Source organism: Ruegeria sp. YTSA219, from assembly GCF_059609985.1.
Map to the genome: position 1 here is coordinate 324,458 of NZ_JBXWMT010000001.1, position 17,782 is coordinate 342,239.

Consider the following 17,782-nt stretch of genomic DNA (forward strand, 5'->3'; position numbering starts at 1 on the left):
GTCCTTAAGTGCAGCCCCGATCCTGGGGCCAATGTAGGGGAGAGAGAGGGCCAGGGATCAGGCCCGGGGCTGCGGGGAAGTTTCCTGTTTGCCGTGGGCATAGTTGGACGGACCAGTCCGGCGGAAGTCTTCCCGAAAATGAGTTGGTTCTGGGCCTTCGTCGCCAGCTATGGCATCCGCCAGATAGGCACCGACAATCTTGCCTGCCTGACGTTCAGCATCCAGAAGGCGGATCTGTGCGTGGGCTTCGTCTGTGATCAGCTCTGCCTCGGATAATTCACGCGACCAGCGGTCGTCCTCGGTCAGATAGATGACGTCACCTTCCAACAGATCGTTGGCGGTTACCACTTTGGGGGTAAAAGCGCGGGCCATCAGGCGTGCTCCTTTTTGAATTCAGTCAGGGCCTTGGCTGCCTGGCGGGGGGCAAGGCCGTAAAAAGTAAGGGTGGGGCCGTCCATGTCCGAGGCGTTCAGATCGGCGGACATGTGATCCAGCGTCGTGGTCAATATGCGCTGATCGGGACGCGACGCGTTTTCGATCAGCGTCACAGGTGTGGCCCGGTCGGCGCCGTGCATGATCAGGCGGCCCTGAATAAACCGGGCAGACTTTTTGCCCATATAGATCGCCGCCACCGAACCGGGCTGCGCCAGGGCGCTCCAATCGTGATCGGCGAACCCCTTCATGTCGTGCCCAGTCAGGAAACGGATCGAAGAATTGCGCCCGCGGCGCGTCTGGCTTTGCCCGATGCCCGCAACTGCGGCCGAGGCTGCGGTGATGCCGGGGATAATCTGCCACGAGATGCCAGCTGCTTCGACGGCGTCGATTTCTTCGTCCAAACGACCAAATACGGTGGGGTCACCGGATTTCAGGCGTACAACGCGTAGACCCTTCAGGGCGTACTCTACCAGCAGCGCGTCGATGTCTTCCTGTTTCCACGAGGGGCCGAACCCGGCTTTGCCAACATCGACCAGAACGGCCGTTTGCCCGGCTAGGGCCAGCACCTCGGCGCTGATCAACCGGTCATGCAGGACAACTTCCGCGCGCTCGAATGCGCGCAGGGCCTTGAGCGTCAGCAATTCGGGATCACCGGGGCCTGCGCCGACAAAGTCGACATGGCCTGCGTCCTGATATGTTTGCGTCACTTGCATGTTTCGGTCCGGGTTGGTTTGACTTGACCCTCAATATAGGAAATATTCCCGGTATTACGCCATATGTGCGCATAAATAAGAACAAACGTTTCGCTGTATTGGTTAAGCGATACGAAAGTTTCGAAACGAGGAAGAAATTGGAATGTCAGTGCGGATTGATGACACGGATCGGAAAATTCTGGTTGAGCTGCAGCGCGACGCCAGCCAATCGCTGGACGAAATAGCAGCCCGCGTCGGCAGTTCCAAGACGCCTGTCTGGAATCGTATCCGCAAGCTGAAAGGGGCCGGGGTGATCGGTCAGCAGACGGTATTATTGGATGCCGAGGCGCTTGGTTTTGAGGCGACGTTCTTCGTGCTGATCCGCACCTCTGAACACGAGGCGGATTGGCAGCGAAAGTTCCTCAAAGCCCTGCGGGACCGCCCCGAAGTGCAAGAGGCGCACCGGCTGGCAGGCGATATCGACTATATACTCAAGGTGCGCGTCAAAAACGCGCGCGCCTATGACGTGTTCTATCAGACTTTGATTTCCGAGGTGCGCGTCCACAATGTGACGGCTCTGCTGTCGATGGAAGAGATCAAGTCGACGACCATGCTGCCGCTGAATGCCCTGATCGAGAACTAGCGGTCAGACCTGAACCATCAACCGCTTTAGCCCGTGAAAATGGTAGCTGTTGGAATATTCCGGTTCCGCGCTGAGCGCTAGGTTGGGACAGCGTTCGAACAGTGCCGCCAGCGCTATTCGCATTTCGAGTCGGGCCAACGGTGCTCCGACGCAGAAATGCAGACCCGCGCCAAAGCTGCTGTTGGTCAGGATGGGGCGGGTTGGATCGAACTTATGAGGTTCGGCCCAGACTTGGGGATCACGGTTCGCGGCTCCAAGCAACAAAGCGACTTCGTCACCGCGTTTAAAACTGTGCCCGAACAGGTCGATCTCTTCATAGGCATAGCGCGTGAACATATGCAGCGGCGGGTCAAAGCGCAGGATTTCTTCGACGGTGGCGTCAATGGTTTCAGGCTGAAAGGCATCGGCTTTTACACCTTGTTGCAATACGGTCCTGAGCCCATTTCCTAGCGAATGAACCGTGGCTTCATGACCGGCGTTTAAGAGCAGAATACAAGTTGCAACCAACTCGTCACGCGACAGTTTTTCACCATCTTCTTCAGCGGCAATCAACCGGGTAATCAGGTCATCCCGAGGGTCAGACCGGCGCTTTTCGACGTAAGATGAGAGGAATTCGGTGAACTCTTTTGCCGAGGCCGCCGCCGCATCCTCGGTCTGGCGTGTGCGGCTGGCCTGATACATCGCCACCATGTCATGGGACCAGCGCAAAAGCTCGGGCGACATCTCTTCGGGAACGCCTAGAAGGCGGCAGATCGTAACGACCGGAACTTGCGTGCAATAGGTGTCCAGCAGATCGAACGGCGCATCCGTAAAGGCGTCGATCAGCTTGTGGCTGAGGTCATGGATCGTTGGTTCCAGTGCCGCAATGGCACGTGACGTAAAGGCGCGCATGACCAGGCGTCGAAGCCGGGTGTGGCGCGGCGGCTCTGCTTCTAACAACGAATGAGATTCGACCATCAGCCAGGGGGCTAGATGCGCAGGACCTGGACGCTGCATTTCCGGCGGCACTTCGCGACCGAAACGACGGTCCTTCAGCAAGGCCTGAACCGCCCGGTGGGATACAGCAGCGTGCATCCGGTAGTCGGCCCAATACACAAGGTCGCCATGCGCGCGGGCCGCATCATAAAACGGATAAGGGTTCTGGACAAAATTCGGGTCAACAGGGGATTGATGCAAAGTCTTCATGGCGGGCACACTTGCCATGAGGCGCGTTGAATGCAAGACCCAATGTCATGCAAAGGGTATGGTTGATTTCGACATTTCTGATTGCTGTTGGGCTGCTCTCTGTTGGGGTGTGGTCATACGGCTTTCGTCAGGCATTGTCGCCGCTGAGCGATAAGGCTGAGGCCGATCTGGAATTGGCCGCCGACCGCCTTAGCACACAAATGCAGGTCTATCAGGAACTGGCTGTCTTGATGGCCAGCCACCCGGCTGTTCGAACGCTTGTCACGCCGAGCGATCGCGCCATCGCGCAGGCTGTGTTGCTGGACGTGGCAGACAAAACTGCCGCCGTTAACATTGTCTATCTGGACCGTCTGGGCAGGGTACTTGCAGCCGCCCACCCGGTGCCTGAATTGACGATGGCAGACCATCCCGCATTCAGGCGCGCCATGCAGGGTGCTATGGGCAGTGCCCACGGGGTCGAGTCCACAAGCGGCGATCGAACCTATTCCTATGCAGCTCCTGCCTTTGGTCCCACCGGTATAGTCGAAGGCGCATTGATGGTTATAGCCGATGTGCAGGATGTCGAACAGACTTGGCGGGGCAGTACCGAGGCCATTTTCTTTATTGATGGGGAAGGTGTGGTGTTCATCTCGAACCGATCCGACCTGTTGTTCTGGCGTCGGACCGAAGGTCAACCGGGGCTGGTGCCGCCCGAGGGGCAGACGGTCGATTTCTCGTCGAATCTGATCGGACGACACGAGCTTTGGACCTTGAATTGGGGCCGGTATCTGCCACAGCGAGCGTTACACCTTACACTTGATCTACCGGTGATAGACATGACAGCCGAGGTGCTGGTGGATGTGGCCCCGGCGCGCCGTCTGGCGAATTTGCAAGCAGCGGCGGTAGCTGCGATCTGTCTGGCCTTCGGGGCGCTTTTGTTTATGGCAACCGAACGCCGGCGCGCGCTTGCTGAGGCCAATGCGGTGCTGGAAAGCCGCGTGACGCGCAGAACCCATGCACTTACCGCCGCGAACTCCGCCCTGCGGCGCGAGGTCCATGAACGGGAAGAGGCAGAGGTGGCGCTGAAACATGCGCAGGAAGAGCTTATACAGGCCGGGAAGTTGAGTGCGCTCGGGCAGATGTCGGCGGGCATTAGCCATGAGTTGAACCAGCCGCTGATGGCCATTCGCCAATTCGCCGAGAATGGAACGGCTTTTCTGACCAGAGGTGACGAGTCAAAAGCCGCCGAGAACCTCACCAGAATTTCCGATTTGGCCGCGCGAATGGCGCGAATTATCAAGAACCTCAGGGCTTTTGCCCGCAATGAAAACGAGCCCATGGGCAGAGTTGATCTGGTTCAGGTAATAGAAACGGCGTTGGAATTGACCGAGGCCCGGCTGAATTCGGAAAACGTTCGTATGGAATGGCAGGCTCCAGATGTCCCTATCTATGCTTGGGGTGGCGAAGTGAGATTGGTACAGGTGTTCGTAAATCTGATTAACAATGCCGCCGATGCCATGAGTGAGCAAAACCAACGCATGATCAAGATCGCGATAAACAGCGGCCAAACCCTGACGGTCACGGTCAGTGACACCGGTCCGGGGATCGAAAACTCGGAAAAGCTGTTCGAGCCGTTTTACACCACCAAAGCCGTCGGTTCGTCCGAGGGTATGGGGCTGGGGCTGTCGATCTCTTATGGTCTGGTTCAAAGCTTTGGTGGTAATATTCGGGGCACCAACGCTCCGACAGGTGCGGTATTCACTGTGGAACTGGAACATTTCAGGGAAGTAGGGGCAGCATGACCCGCAAAGTGCTTTTGGTCGATGACGACTCGGCAGTGCGCGAAGCGCTGGCCCAAACGCTGGAGCTTGCCGATTATGAACCCGTAACAGCCGGGTCCTTTGTGGCGGCGAAGGATCATATCCGGGCGGATTTCGCAGGAGTGATCGTGTCGGATATCCGGATGCCTGGTCGGGACGGGTTTCACCTGTTGACCTACACCCGCGATATGGATGCTGATCTGCCTGTCATCCTGTTGACTGGAGAAGGCGACATACCAATGGCAGTGCAGGCCATGGGGCAGGGTGCATTCGACTTTTTGGAAAAGCCCTGCGCCGCGGCAGATCTGCTAAAGGTATTGGGCAAGGCCTCTGAGGCGCGAGAGCATGTCCTGCAACAACGGGCGATGAAAAGCGAGCTTGAGCGCGGCGATCCAGCGGCACGCCTGCTGTTCGGTCTCTCATCAAAGGCCGAAGCCCTGAGGGAAAGGGTTCGTACGGTAGCCCAGACAGGGGCCGAAGTTTTGGTCACCGGACCGGCTGGCAGCGGGGTGTCCAAAGTTGCCGAGGTCGTTCACCTAATGTCGCCGCAAAGTCAGGGTCCATTTGTCAAACGTCCATCCGCCGGTTTGTCGACCAGCGATCTGGTTCATGTCTGCGAAGATGCAGCCGGTGGTTCCCTTTTTCTGGATGAAATCTCGGCCATGCCCGAGGCCACGCAATATGCAGCACTGGAGATGGTTGAACAGGGTGTAGGCGCCCGAATTCTGGCGGGCACGACCACTGACTTGGCCGAATTGTCTTCGGATGGACGGTTTCTTGCGGATTTGTTCTATCGTTTGGATGTGATGCGCGTTCGCATTCCGTCGCTTGCCGAGCGCCCCGAGGATATTCCGGTGATTTTCCGTCACTATGTCGCGCAGGCGGCTGAACAGGCTGGGATCAACGAACCGGAAATTACCTCGGACCATCTGGCTTCGTTGATGACCGGAGACTGGCCGGGCAATGCGCGCTCGCTGATGTCAGCGGCAATGAGGTTTGTTCTGGGCATGCCCGAGGATGTCTCGCAAGCCGCAGAACTGGGGTTGAGTGAGCAGATGGCACGGGTTGAAAGATCTCTGCTGATCGCTGCCCTTGGGCGGCATAACGGCAAGGCATCAGAAGCCGCAAAGGCGCTAAAGCTGCCTCGCAAGACCTTTTACGACAAACTGGCGCGATATCACATTCGTCCGGAAGACTACCGTAGGTGAAAGCTCCTGCCAGCTTTTCCCGCATTGTCATGCGGTTAAGCTGTTGGGTGTAGCAGTCCGCTGACGCGGACCGTGGGAAGAGCCAAATCCCGGTAAACGATTCGCGTTCGGCGAATCGCTATTTGTGCGGAAATCCACACAATGGGGCATTTATATGTGCGGATTCTCGCACGGGTTCCCGAATGGCTCAAATGGATACCAGACAGGAAGTGCGTAACACTCAGTAAATAAATGAAAAAATACTACCCGATAGTCAAGCCCACAATAAGTTGAGGGCTTGACCCCGATTCGGTTCACTCGCCGCCATGGGACGGCTTCTGCGCGTCCGGAGACGTAGTGAAGTATCTGGGAGAACTCGACTGATGAAATTTTTGACAACGGCAGCGACGGCCGTCGCTCTAACCGTAACAGCAACCGCAGGCATGGCCGCTTGTGAAGACGGCGAAATCGTCGTGAAATTCGCGCATGTGACCAATACCGATAAACATCCCAAGGGTATTGCAGCCTCGTTGCTGGAACAGCGCGTTAATGATGAGATGAACGGCGTGATGTGCATGGAGGTCTACCCGAACTCCACGCTTTATAACGACGATAAAGTCCTTGAGGCGATGTTGCAGGGCGATGTGCAACTGGCGGCCCCGTCATTGTCCAAGTTCGAGAAGTTCACCAAGCAATTCCGCCTGTTCGACCTGCCGTTCATGTTCAAGAACATTGACGCGGTAGACGCATTTCAGGCTTCGGCTGACGGTCAGGCGATGAAAGACAGCATGCAGCGCCGTGGCCTGCAGGGGCTGGCATTCTGGCACAATGGCATGAAACAGATGTCGGCCAACAAACCGCTGGTCGATCCGTCGGATGCCAATGGCCTGAAATTCCGCGTCCAATCCTCTGACGTGCTGGTCGCGCAGATGGAGGCGATTGGCGGAAGCCCGCAGAAAATGGCTTTCTCAGAGGTTTATGGCGCGTTGCAGCAAGGTGTCGTCGACGGACAGGAAAACACTTGGTCCAACATCTACGGCAAGAAGTTCTTTGAGGTTCAGGACGGTATCACTGAAACCAACCACGGTGTCATCGACTATCTGGTCGTGACATCGGTTGACTGGCTGGACAGCCTGGATCCTGCGGTGCGCGAACAGTTCCTGACCATTCTGGGCGAAGTGACAGAACAGCGGAACAAAGAATCCTTCTCGGTGAACGAGGAAGCCAAGGTCTCGATCACAAATGCGGGCGGTATCATCCGTGAACTTAACCCTGAACAGCGTCAGGCCTGGATCGACGCCATGAAACCTGTTTGGGAACAGTTCGCCGGTGACGTGGGTCAAGAAAAGATCGACGCCGCACAGGCTATCAACGCCGGGTTCTGATCCTGGTATACGCCGCGCGTCCGGGGACTGGGGAGTATTCGACGCGCAGGCAGGGTGGGCCGATTTGGCCCGCCCAAACAGCACTTATCTCAAAAAAATGTGGGGACAGATAGATGTCTGGTGCGCAATCCGGCCAAGGCGGGCTGGTCGACCATATCGAAGAAACCTTGATCGCATCGTTGCTGGGCCTGATGACGGCTGTGACATTTGCCAATGTGATCGCAAGGTATTTCTTTAATTCCAATATCCTATGGGCACTGGAGCTGACGGTATTCGCCTTCGGCTGGTTGGTGCTGCTTGGGGCGTCTTATGCCGTCAAGAAACACGCCCATCTGGGAGTGGACGCCATCCTGAACATGCTCAGCCCGGCGCCTCGACGGATTTTGGCTCTGATCGCAGTAGCCTGCTGTCTGGTGTTTTCTCTGCTGATGCTAAAAGGCGCATATGACTATTGGGCCGTGTTCGCGGATCTGCCGCCCACATCGGGGCGATGGTTCCCTACCGGGTTCAACTTCGATGCGCGCAGTCAGAGCTTTTATGAGGTCGACGACATTCCGATGGTCGCCCCGCTGCGGTTTCTTGAGGATCTGATCAACTATGGCGAGGGCTATGAAAAACTGCCCAAGGTGGTGCCGTATCTGGTTCTGCCCGTGTCGATGCTGCTTTTGGTGATCCGCTTTGCGCAGGTTGCGGTACAGATTTGGCGCGGCGAAGCCGATCGGATGGTCGCTAGCCACGAAGTCGAGGACGAGATTGAAGAAGTCCGCGCTCAGCAAGGAGAGCACAACTGATGGATGTCATTCTTCTGTTCTCGATGGTGATCGGCCTGCTGTTGATCGGTGTACCGATTGCGGTGGCGCTGGGGCTCAGTTCGACCCTGTTTCTGCTGATTTATTCCGACAGTTCGCTCGCCTCGGTCGCAGGTACCTTGTTTGAGGCTTTCGAAGGGCATTTTACCCTGCTGGCGATCCCTTTCTTCATTCTGGCCTCGTCCTTCATGACCACGGGCGGCGTGGCTCGGCGCATCATCCGTTTCTCGATAGCCTGCGTGGGGCACTTGCCCGGAGGTCTGGCGATTGCGGGCGTGTTCGCCTGTATGCTGTTTGCGGCTCTGTCGGGGTCGTCTCCGGCTACGGTGGTGGCCATTGGTTCGATTGTGATCGCCGGGATGCGGCAGGTTGGTTATTCCAAGGAGTTTGCCGCCGGTGTGATCTGTAACGCCGGGACGCTGGGCATTTTGATCCCGCCGTCGATCGTGATGGTGGTCTATGCGGCTGCTGTCGAAGTTTCGGTTGGCCGCATGTTCCTCGCCGGTGTGATCCCCGGCCTGATGGCTGGGCTGATGCTGATGATCACCATCTATGTGATGGCCAAGGTCAAGAACCTTCCCAAGGGGGAATGGAAAGGCTGGGGCGAAATCCTTGTCTCGGCACGCGAGGCCGGGTGGGGTCTGTTCCTGATCGTGATCATTCTGGGCGGCATCTACGGCGGTATCTTTACCCCGACCGAGGCCGCTGCGGTGGCCGCAGTCTATGCCTTTTTGATTGCCAGCTTCGTCTACAAGGACATGGGCCCCCTCAGCACCGAGGGTGAGGAAAAGAATATCTCTTTGCTCAGAAAGCCTTATGCGCTGATCACGGCAATTTTTCACCCCGACACCAAGCAGACGTTGTTCGAAGCTGGGAAACTTACCGTTACCCTGCTGTTCGTTATCGCCAACGCCTTGATCCTGAAACATGTACTGACCGATGAACAGGTACCGCAGCACATAGCAACTGCCATGCTGTCGGCAGGTCTGGGGCCGGTGGCTTTCCTGATCGTGGTCAATGTGATCCTGCTAATCGGCGGCCAGTTCATGGAGCCTTCGGGCCTGCTGGTTATCGTAGCACCACTGGTGTTTCCGATTGCAATCGAGCTGGGCATCGACCCGATTCACCTGGGCATCATCATGGTTGTGAACATGGAGATCGGGATGATTACCCCGCCGGTCGGCTTGAACCTGTTCGTGACCTCGGGCGTGGCCGGCATGCCGATGATGGGCGTTGTCCGGGCGGCCCTGCCATTCCTGGCGGTCCTGTTCGTCTTCCTGATCATGGTGACCTATATCCCGTGGATATCCACCTTCCTGCCCAACACTTTCATGGGGCCGGAGATCATAACAAACTAGCGGGTCCAACCGCTGTGAAAAAGACCGGGCAGGGGATCTCTGCCCGGTCTCTGCGTCTTGAACGGGGCGCCAAGGGGATTATCTAAAGGGCAGAGGACGACCTCTCCATGACGGGACAGCATCCGGGACGACCCGGACTGATCAGAGGTCTCTTCTATGCCCTGGATTATCCTGTTGTTTGCCGGCCTGCTTGAAATTGTCTGGGCCGTGGCGATGAAACAATCTGCCGGGTTCACCCGGTTCTGGCCGACCGCCCTGATGGCGGTTTCGATGCTGGGTTCGTTCACCTTGCTGGCACTGGCAATGCGGACGCTGCCTTTGGGAACAGCCTATGTCATCTGGACGGGAATAGGAGCGGTTGGCGCGTTTACCTTTGGTATTCTTTTTCTGGGCGAAGCCCTGACCGCCACGCGGATCTGCGCGGCAGTCTTGATCATAGCCGGGATGGTGACGATGAAAATGGCCTGATCAGGCCTGTTCCAGAGCCTGAATGATGCCCGAGAAATCGTCAGCCTTCAGGCTCGCCCCGCCGACCAGAGCGCCATCCACGTTCGATACGGCGAAAATCTCGGCGGCGTTCGATGGCTTGACCGAGCCGCCATAAAGCAGCCGGACCGAACGCCCAACGCCTTCGCCAAAGCGCCGTTCTAGCCGCGCGCGGATAAAGTCATGCACCTGACCGATTTCATCCAGAGTGGGCACTTTGCCCGTGCCAATGGCCCAGATCGGTTCGTAGGCGACTATTAGGTTTTCGCCCGTTGCCTGATCCGGGATCGAGCCGGACATCTGACCGCCGATTATATCCAGGGTATTGGCGGCCTCGCGCTGTTCCAGGCTTTCACCGACGCAGATGATTGCCTTTAGCCCACCATTCATAGCGGCAATAGACTTAGCACGAACATCTTCATTCTGTTCACCATGATCTTCGCGGCGTTCAGAATGGCCAAGAATGACGGCTGACGCTCCGGCGTCGGCCAGCATCTGGGCGCTAATGTCACCTGTATGCGCGCCCGAGTTTGCCGCGTGGCAATCCTGACCGCCTATCTGGATGTTTCCGCCCAGGACCTTCTCTTTGGCCCGATGGATCAAGGTGGCAGGTGGGCAGATCAGAATATCAACTGCCGGGGCAGCATGCATGTGAGAAAGGGCCTGAAGCTCGCTCAAGTCGGCAGCATTACCATTCATCTTCCAGTTTCCAGCCGCCAGTTTGCGCCGCATATCGCGTCCCCTTGAAATAAATCGGTTTTCTGGTGACCGGATATCATTGCCAGTCAGGTCTGACAATTCCGGTTGCAGAGCCCGTTGCAAAACGGCAGTTTCCGCCGCGATGAGGAATGAGCAATATGATCGAACATCTTGATCTTGAAAAACTGGATCGGTGCGACACGGCGGAATTGGCCAAATTGACCCGCGCCGTCGGTGAAGTTGGGTTTCTGACCGTCTCCAATACTGGTATCTCTGCCTGTCGGGTGGAACGGGTCATCTCGGCATATCACGCATTCTTCCGGCTGCCAGAGGTCGAGAAACGGCGTGTTGATATGGCTGTGACCGGGTCCAACCGTGGGTGGGGCGCCGCGCGCTCGGAACAGGTAGATCCAGCTGCAAATCCTGACTTCAAAGAAATGTTCGATTGCGGATACGAGCTAGCTGAGACCAATAGGTACTTTGGCAAGAACCTCTCGGTTTATGCCCCGAACCAATGGCCGGAGACTGTGCCCGAGTTTCGATCAATCATCGAGGCCTATTATGGTGACGCCTGTTCGGTTGCCATGCGGGTGTTGCGCGCCATTTCGGTGGCATTGGGCAAGGATGCCAACAGCTTTGACACTGCCTTCGACACGCCCATGGCCCTGTTGCGCGGCAATTATTACCCGCAAAGGCCAGTCTGGGCAGGCGAAAAGGATTTCGGTATCGGAGCGCACACTGATTATGGCTGTCTGACCCTGCTGGCCACCGATGGTCGAGCCGGGTTAGAGGTACAGATGCCGGACCAGAGTTGGGCTCAGGTCCAAGCGCAGCCCGGAACATTCATTATCAATTTTGGGGAGATGCTGGAGTTCTGGACGGCAGGGGCGGTCAAGGCAACTCTGCACCGTGTGATCGGTGGATCTGCTGAAAGGCTGTCGGTTCCTTTGTTCTTCAACCCGTCTTATGACACCAATGTTGCCCCGCCACATTCAGAGAATGTCATCCAGGCAGGAGAGCACTTGACGCGTCGTTTCAACGAGACCTATGTGCACTTGCAGGCAGCGTCTTAAGGCTGAGTTGCAATGCTTTCGTCGAACTTGATGGATTCTCCGCAACCGCAGGCATCTACAACATTCGGGTTGCGGAACTTGAAACCGGATTCAAGTAACGAGACCTCATAGTCGATCTCTGTTCCAAACAGGAACATCTGTGCCATCGGGGCGATCATGATCCGCGCGCCGTTCTGCTCGACCACTTCATCATTGGTGTCAGGCTGGTCGACATAGTCCATGGTGTATTCCATCCCGGCACATCCGCCTTTCTTGACGCCAATACGCAAACCAGCATGACCGCCCGAAGTCATCAGGCGGGCAATCTGCTCTGCAGCCTTTGGTGTCATTGTTACGGCCTGTTTGCCGGGGATGCCGAACATCATGATCTCCGTCGTTGTTCGTTGTTGCTAATGTAGTGCCGCGAGGCATCAGGCTCAAGACATAGCAGGATTTCTTACCTAACTTTTACTGTCGGATTAGATTTCCCGCCCAGTCGGTAAGCAAGGCTTGCTTTGCAAATTACACTCGTCATAGCCTGACCCATGATCCACTTTTGGAAAATATTTGAGGCTGAATAGCATGAAAAGACTTTGGTTTAGAAAAAAAGATATTCTTACAATTCCTTCTCTGATGCTGTCTGTGTTTTTGGCTCAGACGGCGATCGCAGAAGAAAAGCAACATCCGGTAAACTGTGCAACGGCAGAAGGTGATTTGCGCGCGATTGCAACCGAACGAAAACATGCAGAGGAGGAGCAGGCCAAAAGTGTAATTGCCATTACACCTGCTGGGGCGCTTCTAGGCCTTGTGACTGGAACCGAAAAGAAAAGACTAACCATGTTATCAGGAGATTACATAGAGAAGCTTAACCAGAGGTCGGACGAAATCAAATCGACCTGCGGAATTCAATAACAGAAGGCTTTCGCACTTGACCTTACATAAATCCAAGTTCCAGGCGCGCTTCGTCTGACATCATTTCCATGCCCCAGGGGGGCTCCCAGGTCAGTTCCACGTCAACTTCTTTTACGCCGGCCACGGGTTCGATTGCCTCGACGATCCACCCAGGCATTTCGCCGGCAACCGGGCAGCCGGGCGCGGTCAGTGTCATGATGACCTTGACCGCGTTTTCCTGGGTGATGTCGATCGTATAGATCAGACCCAGATCATAGATGTTTACAGGGATTTCGGGGTCATAAACCGTTCGGCAGGCGTCGACCACCGGCTCATAAAGAGGGTGTTCAATCGTTGAAGGGGCAATAAGAGGTGTGCCTTCAAACTGTTCGCTCGGGTGAGTCATTCGTGCCTCGGGTTTGTTACCTGACGAATTATATAGGGAAAGCCTCGGGCAGCGTCCAGAGGCACAATGACACCCCCTTAAGGGGTGCCATAAGAGTTTAGTCGTTTATGTCATGCCTGAACTTCTTCACCTGGCCATGGGGCAGAGCAAAGACGCGGCGCAGGATCAGCCAGGCAATCAGCGACAAAGTCGCAAAGATCATAAGCAGGATCGGCAGCGACGGTACTATGCCAGGGATTGCCAACAGAATACCCGTCAGCCCGGCCCCGATGGCAAAACCCAGAAAGATGAACCCAGGTAGGACTATTTCGAGGATGCCCAAAGCCAACGCGCCAGCCAGCCATAGCCACCATGTTAACCAAAAGGGATCAGCCATTATGTACGTCCTTTCAACATGTTGAAGGCGTTTCCGAAAGCTTCAAGCGCATTGGCAGGCACAACGATAGTCTGCGAGCCATTGCCGGTGCCCAGCGTGTTCAATGCCTCAACCTGTTTCAATGCAACCTGGTACTGAGCCGCTTCGATACCGTTTTCCTTAATCGCCTGGGCAACAACACTGGTTGCATAGGCTTCGGCTTCGGCTTGAATGCGGCGCGCTTTGGCCGTTTGTTCTGCCGCATAGAGTTCGGCGTCGGCCTGCAGCTCAACAGAGCGTTTCTTGCCCTCAGCCTCGGTCACCTGCGCGCGGCGCGCGCGTTCAGCATTCAATTGTTGCAGCATCGCGTCACGGGTCGCCTGATCGAGGTTAACGTCCAAAATCTCGGCGCGCGTCACTTCGATCCCCCAGTCATCCACGGCGGTTTCGACGCTTCCTTGAATCTGAGTGATCAGTTGAGCACGGTTCGACTGAACTTCGTCCAGGTCCATCTTGCCGATTTCCGCCCGGACGATACCGGCAACGGTCGTCGCGATAGCACCATCTACATCGCGGATGCGGTAGACTGTCTTTTCCGGCTCTAGGATGCGGTAAAAGACCGAAGTGTCGATTTGGACCAGAACGTTATCTTTGGTGATTGCATCCTGCGTTGCATTGGGAAGTTGGCGTTCCAGAATGGATATCTTGTGCCGCGCAACATCCAGTAAAGGAACGATAAAGTTGATCCCAGGGCCAAGCACCGAATGCAAGCGCCCGAACCGTTCGACCACATACTTTTCTGATTGCGGCACGATTTTAATGCCTTTTAGCGTGATGATGACGATCAATGCCGCCGCGAGCAGGTAAATTATGTTCGAAGAAAGCAATCCAATGATTTGGTCTTCGGTCATATCTGTCCTCTTTTATTGTGTACGATAGTATACATTTGGGGATTGAATCGCCCTTTTTCAACTCTGGTATGGAGGGATTGTGCTTGGATTCAAAACCCTGATCCATGGATTTTGGTTAGTTTTTGCTATTGTGACCGCTTTGCATCCCCTCGCGTTTGCGCTATCGGGCTGGGATGAAAATGATTATTGATACAGACCCCGGCATCGACGATGCGATGGCCATTGCATATGCCGCTGCAGCCCCCGAGATTGACTTGATCGGCCTGACGACCGTTTTTGGCAACACCCACGTTCATCAATCCAGCCGCAATGCACGGTTTTTGGTGGATAAACTTGGGTTGGACATTCCCGTCGCCCAAGGCGCGGCCTACCCACAGGGAACAGGGCACCACGCACCGTCCGAACATGTTCACGGTCCCGAAGGTTTTGGGGATATTACCGATATCCCGGAAATCGGGGCGAACCATGAATTGAATGCCACGGAATTCCTGGTTGAAATGGCGCGCCGCAACAAGGGAGAGCTGACGGTTTGTGCAATCGGCCCCTTGACTAATATTGCTGCGGCGATGCGTCTGGATCCTGAGTTTTCGCAGAACATCAAACAGTTGGTGATCATGGGTGGGGCGGTTTTCTGCCCAGGCAACATCACGGAACATGCCGAAGCAAACATCTATCACGATGCCCTTGCCGCAAATGAAGTGTTTGCAGCACCGCCGGCGACCGTTGTGGTTGGTTTGGATGTCACCTTGAAAACGCTGTACAAAAGTGCGGATTTTGACGGTCTGGCCCAACGCTCGCCCGATATGGGGGCTTTCCTGCGCGACATCTCGGTATTTTACCTGAAATTCTACAAGGATATCGGCGGGTTGGAGGGCTGCGGCCTGCATGACTCGACTGCTGTGATCGCCTGCACCCATGGCACGATGTTCGAGATGGTCGAAACCGGGGTTGAGGTAATTGTAGGCGGTTCGGAATCCGGCGCTACGCGTCCGGTCTCAACGCGACCGGCTGTGCTGGTATGCCGGGATGTTGACGGGGCAGGGGTTGTTGATCTGTTTACCCGGCAGGTTGCCTCTTTACCCTGACAACTTGCAATGGCTGAACAGATCGGGCAAATCCTGCCCGGTTCAGCGACCCGAGGATACCCAATGACAGACCGTTTCTCATTTGACCTGAAGGCCACCGACGGCAAGGCCCGCGCCGGGGTGATCCACACTCCGCGCGGTGAGGTGCGTACTCCGGCGTTCATGCCCGTAGGCACTGCTGCGACGGTCAAAGCGATGATGCCGGAAAGTGTTCGTGCAACCGGAGCCGATATCTTGTTGGGGAACACCTATCACCTGATGCTGCGCCCTACGGCTGAACGCATCGACCGTTTGGGCGGGTTGCACAAGTTCATGAACTGGGATCGCCCGATCCTGACGGATTCCGGTGGATTTCAGGTCATGTCCCTGGCTGGTCTGCGCAAGCTGACCGAAAAGGGCGTGACCTTCAAATCTCATGTCGATGGGTCCAAGCACGAGCTGACCCCGGAACGCTCGATGGAGATTCAGCGCTTGCTGGGTTCAGACATCGTGATGTGTTTTGACGAATGTCCGGCCCTACCCGCAGATCGAGATCGAATTGCTGAATCAATGCGCTTGTCGATGCGATGGGCCGATCGATCGCGACAGGCTTTCGGCGACCGTCCTGGACATGCGTTGTTTGGGATCATGCAAGGCGGGCTGGAACAGGATTTACGCGAAGAAAGCGCCGAGGCGCTGAAAGCGATCGGATTTGAGGGTTACGCGGTTGGCGGTCTGGCCGTGGGCGAAGGTCAGGAGGCAATGTTTGGTTGCCTCGACTACGCTCCTGACTTTCTGCCAGCCGACAGACCGCGCTATTTGATGGGCGTTGGAAAGCCTGACGACATTGTCGGAGCTGTCGCCCGCGGGATCGACATGATGGATTGTGTCTTACCCTCACGGTCCGGTCGCACAGGACAGGTGTTCACTCGTTACGGCGTGGTCAACATAAAGAATGCCCGCCACGCAGATGACCCGCGCCCGCTGGATGAGGCCTGCTCATGCCCGGCGTGTTCGAACTACTCTCGCGCCTATCTACACCATGTGTTCCGCTCGAACGAGATGATCTCGGGCATGCTGCTGACCTGGCATAATCTGCACTATTTTCAGGAAATAATGCAGGGTATGCGCGATGCCATTGCTGCTGGTACATTCGATGCCTGGCAGGCGACCTTCCATGCGCAGCGCGCGCAAGGGGATATTGAACAGATTTAGGTTCAGCGCCTTTTCAGTCAACCTAACAAGACTCTAGATTGAGGGCGCTTTATCTGCGTTTACCGAACAGCCAGCGCTTCTTTTGTGGTTTTGCATCAAGGTCGTAGCCAAACCCTTCGAAAAAGCTACGAACTTCTGGTGTCAACATCCCACGGCCACTTGCATATTGAGGCAGGTCGAAGCCACCGCCATAGTTCAGCTCGACAACGACCGGGCCAGACTCGGTTATAGCGATGTCGGTCGACTGATATCGAATTGGCTGAAAGGTTCTTGCAGCACGGTCATTTATTTCGATCAATTCGTCCCAAAAAGGCAGTTTCAAGCCCATTAAACCGGGGTTGTCAGGATGGTCATCCAGGAATTCTGTTTCCATCTTGGCGCGGCGCGCGACGGTTTCGATAACACCGGTTTCGATATTGATCGAACAAGCAAGGTTCCCCGGTCTCCAGAAGGCGTCCGCAATATTGGGGCCCTGCGGAATTTTAATAACGGCAACTGGGCAAAAGACGTCGTTTTCTCTTACCAGCGTAACCATTCGCACCGTTGCAAGGGCTGAAGCGTAGTCTTGGATTGCAGAGTGATTTTTGAGCAAAGGTTGCACGACATATGAATTCTGCCCAACGAACTCGTCTAGGAATGCCTCATAAGTGATCGGCGGTTGGCCTGCACAAGTGATAGTGGATTGATCCGCATCCTCGATCAAAAAGGCCCCAAAGCTTACCATCCCCTCGACGATCTTTCCAAAAAGCCCACCTTCCAGATGGTTGCAAACGAGATCGCGCAACGCCTCAGGAGTGTTGATTTTCGTAACCCCGGGGTAGTGTCGGTTCGAACGGTCGATGACGCCAACGGTTTCCGGGACAGGTACACCTGCTGTTTCAAGCAAAGTAGAAGCCAGTATCTTGTCTTCTGCGGCACTGTTCCAACCATGATGGTTACACTTGTGGGCGATGGGCCAATGGAGATCATTGGAGATGTATGCCGCGCGTTCGGCGTCGGTAAAGCGGTCTTCGTGATGAAGGCCATTGCGCACATACTCGACCATATTCAAACGGCTGGGAGGCTTTGCCATTTGATTGAAGCTCCGTTGGACTTGTATAACAGATCGCCCAGAGCTTTTGGCGGCATGCGCTAAAAGAGTCGCATGATCGGAGTCGCGGGCAGATAAGTACCGTTGATGGTCGGATTCCGCAGCATTGGTATTTTTTGG

Annotated in this window: 20 protein-coding genes; 11 read left to right on the top strand and 9 right to left on the bottom strand. The window is 55.8% G+C overall.

The features are described 5' to 3' along the window. Window positions 1-57 precede the first annotated feature (57 nt). Together AC2FFB_RS01610 and cobA are read right to left on the bottom strand one after the other, a co-directional pair. Entirely contained in the window at window positions 58-372 is a 315-nt protein-coding gene (locus tag AC2FFB_RS01610) for a DUF2849 domain-containing protein (protein WP_142634089.1), read from the bottom strand. Continuing rightward, on the bottom strand, window positions 372-1,148 hold the full coding sequence (gene cobA, locus AC2FFB_RS01615) for a uroporphyrinogen-III C-methyltransferase (RefSeq protein ID WP_142634087.1): 777 nt from the start codon (window positions 1,146-1,148) through the stop codon (window positions 372-374). Before cobA ends, AC2FFB_RS01610 begins: the two co-directional genes overlap by 1 nt. A 142-nt stretch (window positions 1,149-1,290) precedes the next feature. On the opposite strand from cobA, the gene AC2FFB_RS01620 reads away from it, so the two are divergent. After that, window positions 1,291-1,770, top strand: coding sequence for an Lrp/AsnC family transcriptional regulator (locus AC2FFB_RS01620; protein ID WP_142634084.1), 480 nt, complete (start codon window positions 1,291-1,293; stop codon window positions 1,768-1,770). A gap of 3 nt (window positions 1,771-1,773) precedes the next feature. On the opposite strand, the gene AC2FFB_RS01625 is transcribed toward AC2FFB_RS01620, so the two are convergent. Then, on the bottom strand, window positions 1,774-2,955 hold the full coding sequence (locus AC2FFB_RS01625) for a cytochrome P450 (protein WP_496874481.1): 1,182 nt from the start codon (window positions 2,953-2,955) through the stop codon (window positions 1,774-1,776). Window positions 2,956-3,002: 47 nt separating this feature from the next. Between AC2FFB_RS01625 and AC2FFB_RS01630 the strand changes: the two genes are divergently transcribed. The 6 genes from AC2FFB_RS01630 to AC2FFB_RS01655 all read left to right on the top strand — a co-directional run bounded on the left by AC2FFB_RS01630 (window position 3,003) and on the right by AC2FFB_RS01655 (window position 9,961). Further along, window positions 3,003-4,736, top strand: a complete 1,734-nt coding sequence (locus AC2FFB_RS01630; protein ID WP_496874415.1) for a sensor histidine kinase — start codon at window positions 3,003-3,005, stop codon at window positions 4,734-4,736. Next, on the top strand, window positions 4,733-5,962 hold the full coding sequence (locus tag AC2FFB_RS01635) for a sigma-54-dependent transcriptional regulator (RefSeq protein WP_496874416.1): 1,230 nt from the start codon (window positions 4,733-4,735) through the stop codon (window positions 5,960-5,962). The genes AC2FFB_RS01630 and AC2FFB_RS01635 overlap by 4 nt, the downstream gene beginning before the upstream one ends. Window positions 5,963-6,324: 362 nt before the next feature. After that, window positions 6,325-7,326: a DctP family TRAP transporter solute-binding subunit gene (locus AC2FFB_RS01640; RefSeq protein WP_142634078.1), complete on the top strand. Its 1,002-nt coding sequence runs from the start codon at window positions 6,325-6,327 to the stop codon at window positions 7,324-7,326. 113 nt (window positions 7,327-7,439) lie between these two features. Then, the gene (locus AC2FFB_RS01645; protein ID WP_142634075.1) at window positions 7,440-8,117 is read left to right on the top strand and encodes a TRAP transporter small permease; all 678 of its coding nucleotides are present in this window, start codon (window positions 7,440-7,442) and stop codon (window positions 8,115-8,117) included. Next, a complete protein-coding gene (locus AC2FFB_RS01650) occupies window positions 8,117-9,493 on the top strand; it encodes a TRAP transporter large permease (protein WP_496874417.1) in 1,377 nt (458 codons plus the stop codon). Before AC2FFB_RS01645 ends, AC2FFB_RS01650 begins: the two co-directional genes overlap by 1 nt. 156 nt (window positions 9,494-9,649) lie before the next feature. After that, window positions 9,650-9,961 (top strand): DMT family transporter, encoded by a 312-nt coding sequence (locus AC2FFB_RS01655; RefSeq protein ID WP_142634071.1) that lies wholly within the window; start codon window positions 9,650-9,652, stop codon window positions 9,959-9,961. Here the strand turns inward: AC2FFB_RS01655 and tpiA are convergent, their stop codons facing one another. Next, window positions 9,962-10,711 carry a triose-phosphate isomerase gene (tpiA, locus tag AC2FFB_RS01660; protein WP_142634069.1) on the bottom strand — a complete coding sequence of 250 codons (750 nt, stop codon included), beginning with the start codon at window positions 10,709-10,711 and terminating at the stop codon, window positions 9,962-9,964. It abuts the gene before it with no gap. 116 nt (window positions 10,712-10,827) lie between these two features. Here tpiA and AC2FFB_RS01665 point away from each other — a divergent pair, with 116 nt between their 5' ends. Continuing rightward, the gene (locus AC2FFB_RS01665; RefSeq protein WP_496874418.1) at window positions 10,828-11,751 is read left to right on the top strand and encodes an isopenicillin N synthase family dioxygenase; all 924 of its coding nucleotides are present in this window, start codon (window positions 10,828-10,830) and stop codon (window positions 11,749-11,751) included. Here the strand turns inward: AC2FFB_RS01665 and AC2FFB_RS01670 are convergent. Continuing rightward, window positions 11,748-12,113 carry a HesB/IscA family protein gene (locus AC2FFB_RS01670; RefSeq protein ID WP_496874419.1) on the bottom strand — a complete coding sequence of 122 codons (366 nt, stop codon included), beginning with the start codon at window positions 12,111-12,113 and terminating at the stop codon, window positions 11,748-11,750. The genes AC2FFB_RS01665 and AC2FFB_RS01670 overlap by 4 nt on opposite strands. Before the next feature lie 199 nt (window positions 12,114-12,312). Here AC2FFB_RS01670 and AC2FFB_RS01675 point away from each other — a divergent pair, with 199 nt between their 5' ends. Further along, window positions 12,313-12,642 carry a hypothetical protein gene (locus AC2FFB_RS01675; protein ID WP_142634065.1) on the top strand — a complete coding sequence of 110 codons (330 nt, stop codon included), beginning with the start codon at window positions 12,313-12,315 and terminating at the stop codon, window positions 12,640-12,642. 22 nt (window positions 12,643-12,664) lie between these two features. Here AC2FFB_RS01675 and AC2FFB_RS01680 read toward each other — a convergent pair whose 3' ends face one another. From AC2FFB_RS01680 to AC2FFB_RS01690, 3 genes are all read right to left on the bottom strand, one after another. Then, window positions 12,665-13,027, bottom strand: a complete 363-nt coding sequence (locus AC2FFB_RS01680; protein WP_142634063.1) for an SUF system Fe-S cluster assembly protein — start codon at window positions 13,025-13,027, stop codon at window positions 12,665-12,667. 97 nt (window positions 13,028-13,124) lie between these two features. Further along, a complete protein-coding gene (locus AC2FFB_RS01685; RefSeq protein ID WP_142634061.1) occupies window positions 13,125-13,403 on the bottom strand; it encodes an NfeD family protein in 279 nt (92 codons plus the stop codon). After that, window positions 13,403-14,293 (bottom strand): SPFH domain-containing protein, encoded by an 891-nt coding sequence (locus AC2FFB_RS01690; protein WP_142634059.1) that lies wholly within the window; start codon window positions 14,291-14,293, stop codon window positions 13,403-13,405. Before AC2FFB_RS01690 ends, AC2FFB_RS01685 begins: the two co-directional genes overlap by 1 nt. Before the next feature lie 173 nt (window positions 14,294-14,466). On the opposite strand from AC2FFB_RS01690, the gene AC2FFB_RS01695 reads away from it, so the two are divergent. Together AC2FFB_RS01695 and tgt are read left to right on the top strand one after the other, a co-directional pair. Further along, the gene (locus AC2FFB_RS01695; protein ID WP_496874420.1) at window positions 14,467-15,378 is read left to right on the top strand and encodes a nucleoside hydrolase; all 912 of its coding nucleotides are present in this window, start codon (window positions 14,467-14,469) and stop codon (window positions 15,376-15,378) included. A 63-nt stretch (window positions 15,379-15,441) separates the two neighbouring features. After that, window positions 15,442-16,572, top strand: coding sequence for a tRNA guanosine(34) transglycosylase Tgt (gene tgt, locus AC2FFB_RS01700; RefSeq protein ID WP_142634055.1), 1,131 nt, complete (start codon window positions 15,442-15,444; stop codon window positions 16,570-16,572). A 49-nt stretch (window positions 16,573-16,621) separates the two neighbouring features. On the opposite strand, the gene AC2FFB_RS01705 is transcribed toward tgt, so the two are convergent. Beyond that, window positions 16,622-17,644, bottom strand: coding sequence for a sugar-transfer associated ATP-grasp domain-containing protein (locus tag AC2FFB_RS01705; RefSeq protein ID WP_496874421.1), 1,023 nt, complete (start codon window positions 17,642-17,644; stop codon window positions 16,622-16,624). Window positions 17,645-17,782: the final 138 nt, after the last annotated feature.

What these genes read in the sequence shown, in the direction of transcription:
- AC2FFB_RS01610 (WP_142634089.1), bottom strand. Translation starts at nt 372, where the DNA reads ATGGCCCGCGCTTTTACCCCCAAAGTGGTAACCGCCAACGATCTGTTG.
- cobA (WP_142634087.1), bottom strand. Translation starts at nt 1,148, where the DNA reads ATGCAAGTGACGCAAACATATCAGGACGCAGGCCATGTCGACTTTGTC.
- AC2FFB_RS01620 (WP_142634084.1), top strand. Translation starts at nt 1,291, where the DNA reads ATGTCAGTGCGGATTGATGACACGGATCGGAAAATTCTGGTTGAGCTG.
- AC2FFB_RS01625 (WP_496874481.1), bottom strand. Translation starts at nt 2,955, where the DNA reads ATGAAGACTTTGCATCAATCCCCTGTTGACCCGAATTTTGTCCAGAAC.
- AC2FFB_RS01630 (WP_496874415.1), top strand. Translation starts at nt 3,003, where the DNA reads ATGCAAAGGGTATGGTTGATTTCGACATTTCTGATTGCTGTTGGGCTG.
- AC2FFB_RS01635 (WP_496874416.1), top strand. Translation starts at nt 4,733, where the DNA reads ATGACCCGCAAAGTGCTTTTGGTCGATGACGACTCGGCAGTGCGCGAA.
- AC2FFB_RS01640 (WP_142634078.1), top strand. Translation starts at nt 6,325, where the DNA reads ATGAAATTTTTGACAACGGCAGCGACGGCCGTCGCTCTAACCGTAACA.
- AC2FFB_RS01645 (WP_142634075.1), top strand. Translation starts at nt 7,440, where the DNA reads ATGTCTGGTGCGCAATCCGGCCAAGGCGGGCTGGTCGACCATATCGAA.
- AC2FFB_RS01650 (WP_496874417.1), top strand. Translation starts at nt 8,117, where the DNA reads ATGGATGTCATTCTTCTGTTCTCGATGGTGATCGGCCTGCTGTTGATC.
- AC2FFB_RS01655 (WP_142634071.1), top strand. Translation starts at nt 9,650, where the DNA reads ATGCCCTGGATTATCCTGTTGTTTGCCGGCCTGCTTGAAATTGTCTGG.
- tpiA (WP_142634069.1), bottom strand. Translation starts at nt 10,711, where the DNA reads ATGCGGCGCAAACTGGCGGCTGGAAACTGGAAGATGAATGGTAATGCT.
- AC2FFB_RS01665 (WP_496874418.1), top strand. Translation starts at nt 10,828, where the DNA reads ATGAGCAATATGATCGAACATCTTGATCTTGAAAAACTGGATCGGTGC.
- AC2FFB_RS01670 (WP_496874419.1), bottom strand. Translation starts at nt 12,113, where the DNA reads ATGTTCGGCATCCCCGGCAAACAGGCCGTAACAATGACACCAAAGGCT.
- AC2FFB_RS01675 (WP_142634065.1), top strand. Translation starts at nt 12,313, where the DNA reads ATGAAAAGACTTTGGTTTAGAAAAAAAGATATTCTTACAATTCCTTCT.
- AC2FFB_RS01680 (WP_142634063.1), bottom strand. Translation starts at nt 13,027, where the DNA reads ATGACTCACCCGAGCGAACAGTTTGAAGGCACACCTCTTATTGCCCCT.
- AC2FFB_RS01685 (WP_142634061.1), bottom strand. Translation starts at nt 13,403, where the DNA reads ATGGCTGATCCCTTTTGGTTAACATGGTGGCTATGGCTGGCTGGCGCG.
- AC2FFB_RS01690 (WP_142634059.1), bottom strand. Translation starts at nt 14,293, where the DNA reads ATGACCGAAGACCAAATCATTGGATTGCTTTCTTCGAACATAATTTAC.
- AC2FFB_RS01695 (WP_496874420.1), top strand. Translation starts at nt 14,467, where the DNA reads ATGAAAATGATTATTGATACAGACCCCGGCATCGACGATGCGATGGCC.
- tgt (WP_142634055.1), top strand. Translation starts at nt 15,442, where the DNA reads ATGACAGACCGTTTCTCATTTGACCTGAAGGCCACCGACGGCAAGGCC.
- AC2FFB_RS01705 (WP_496874421.1), bottom strand. Translation starts at nt 17,644, where the DNA reads ATGGCAAAGCCTCCCAGCCGTTTGAATATGGTCGAGTATGTGCGCAAT.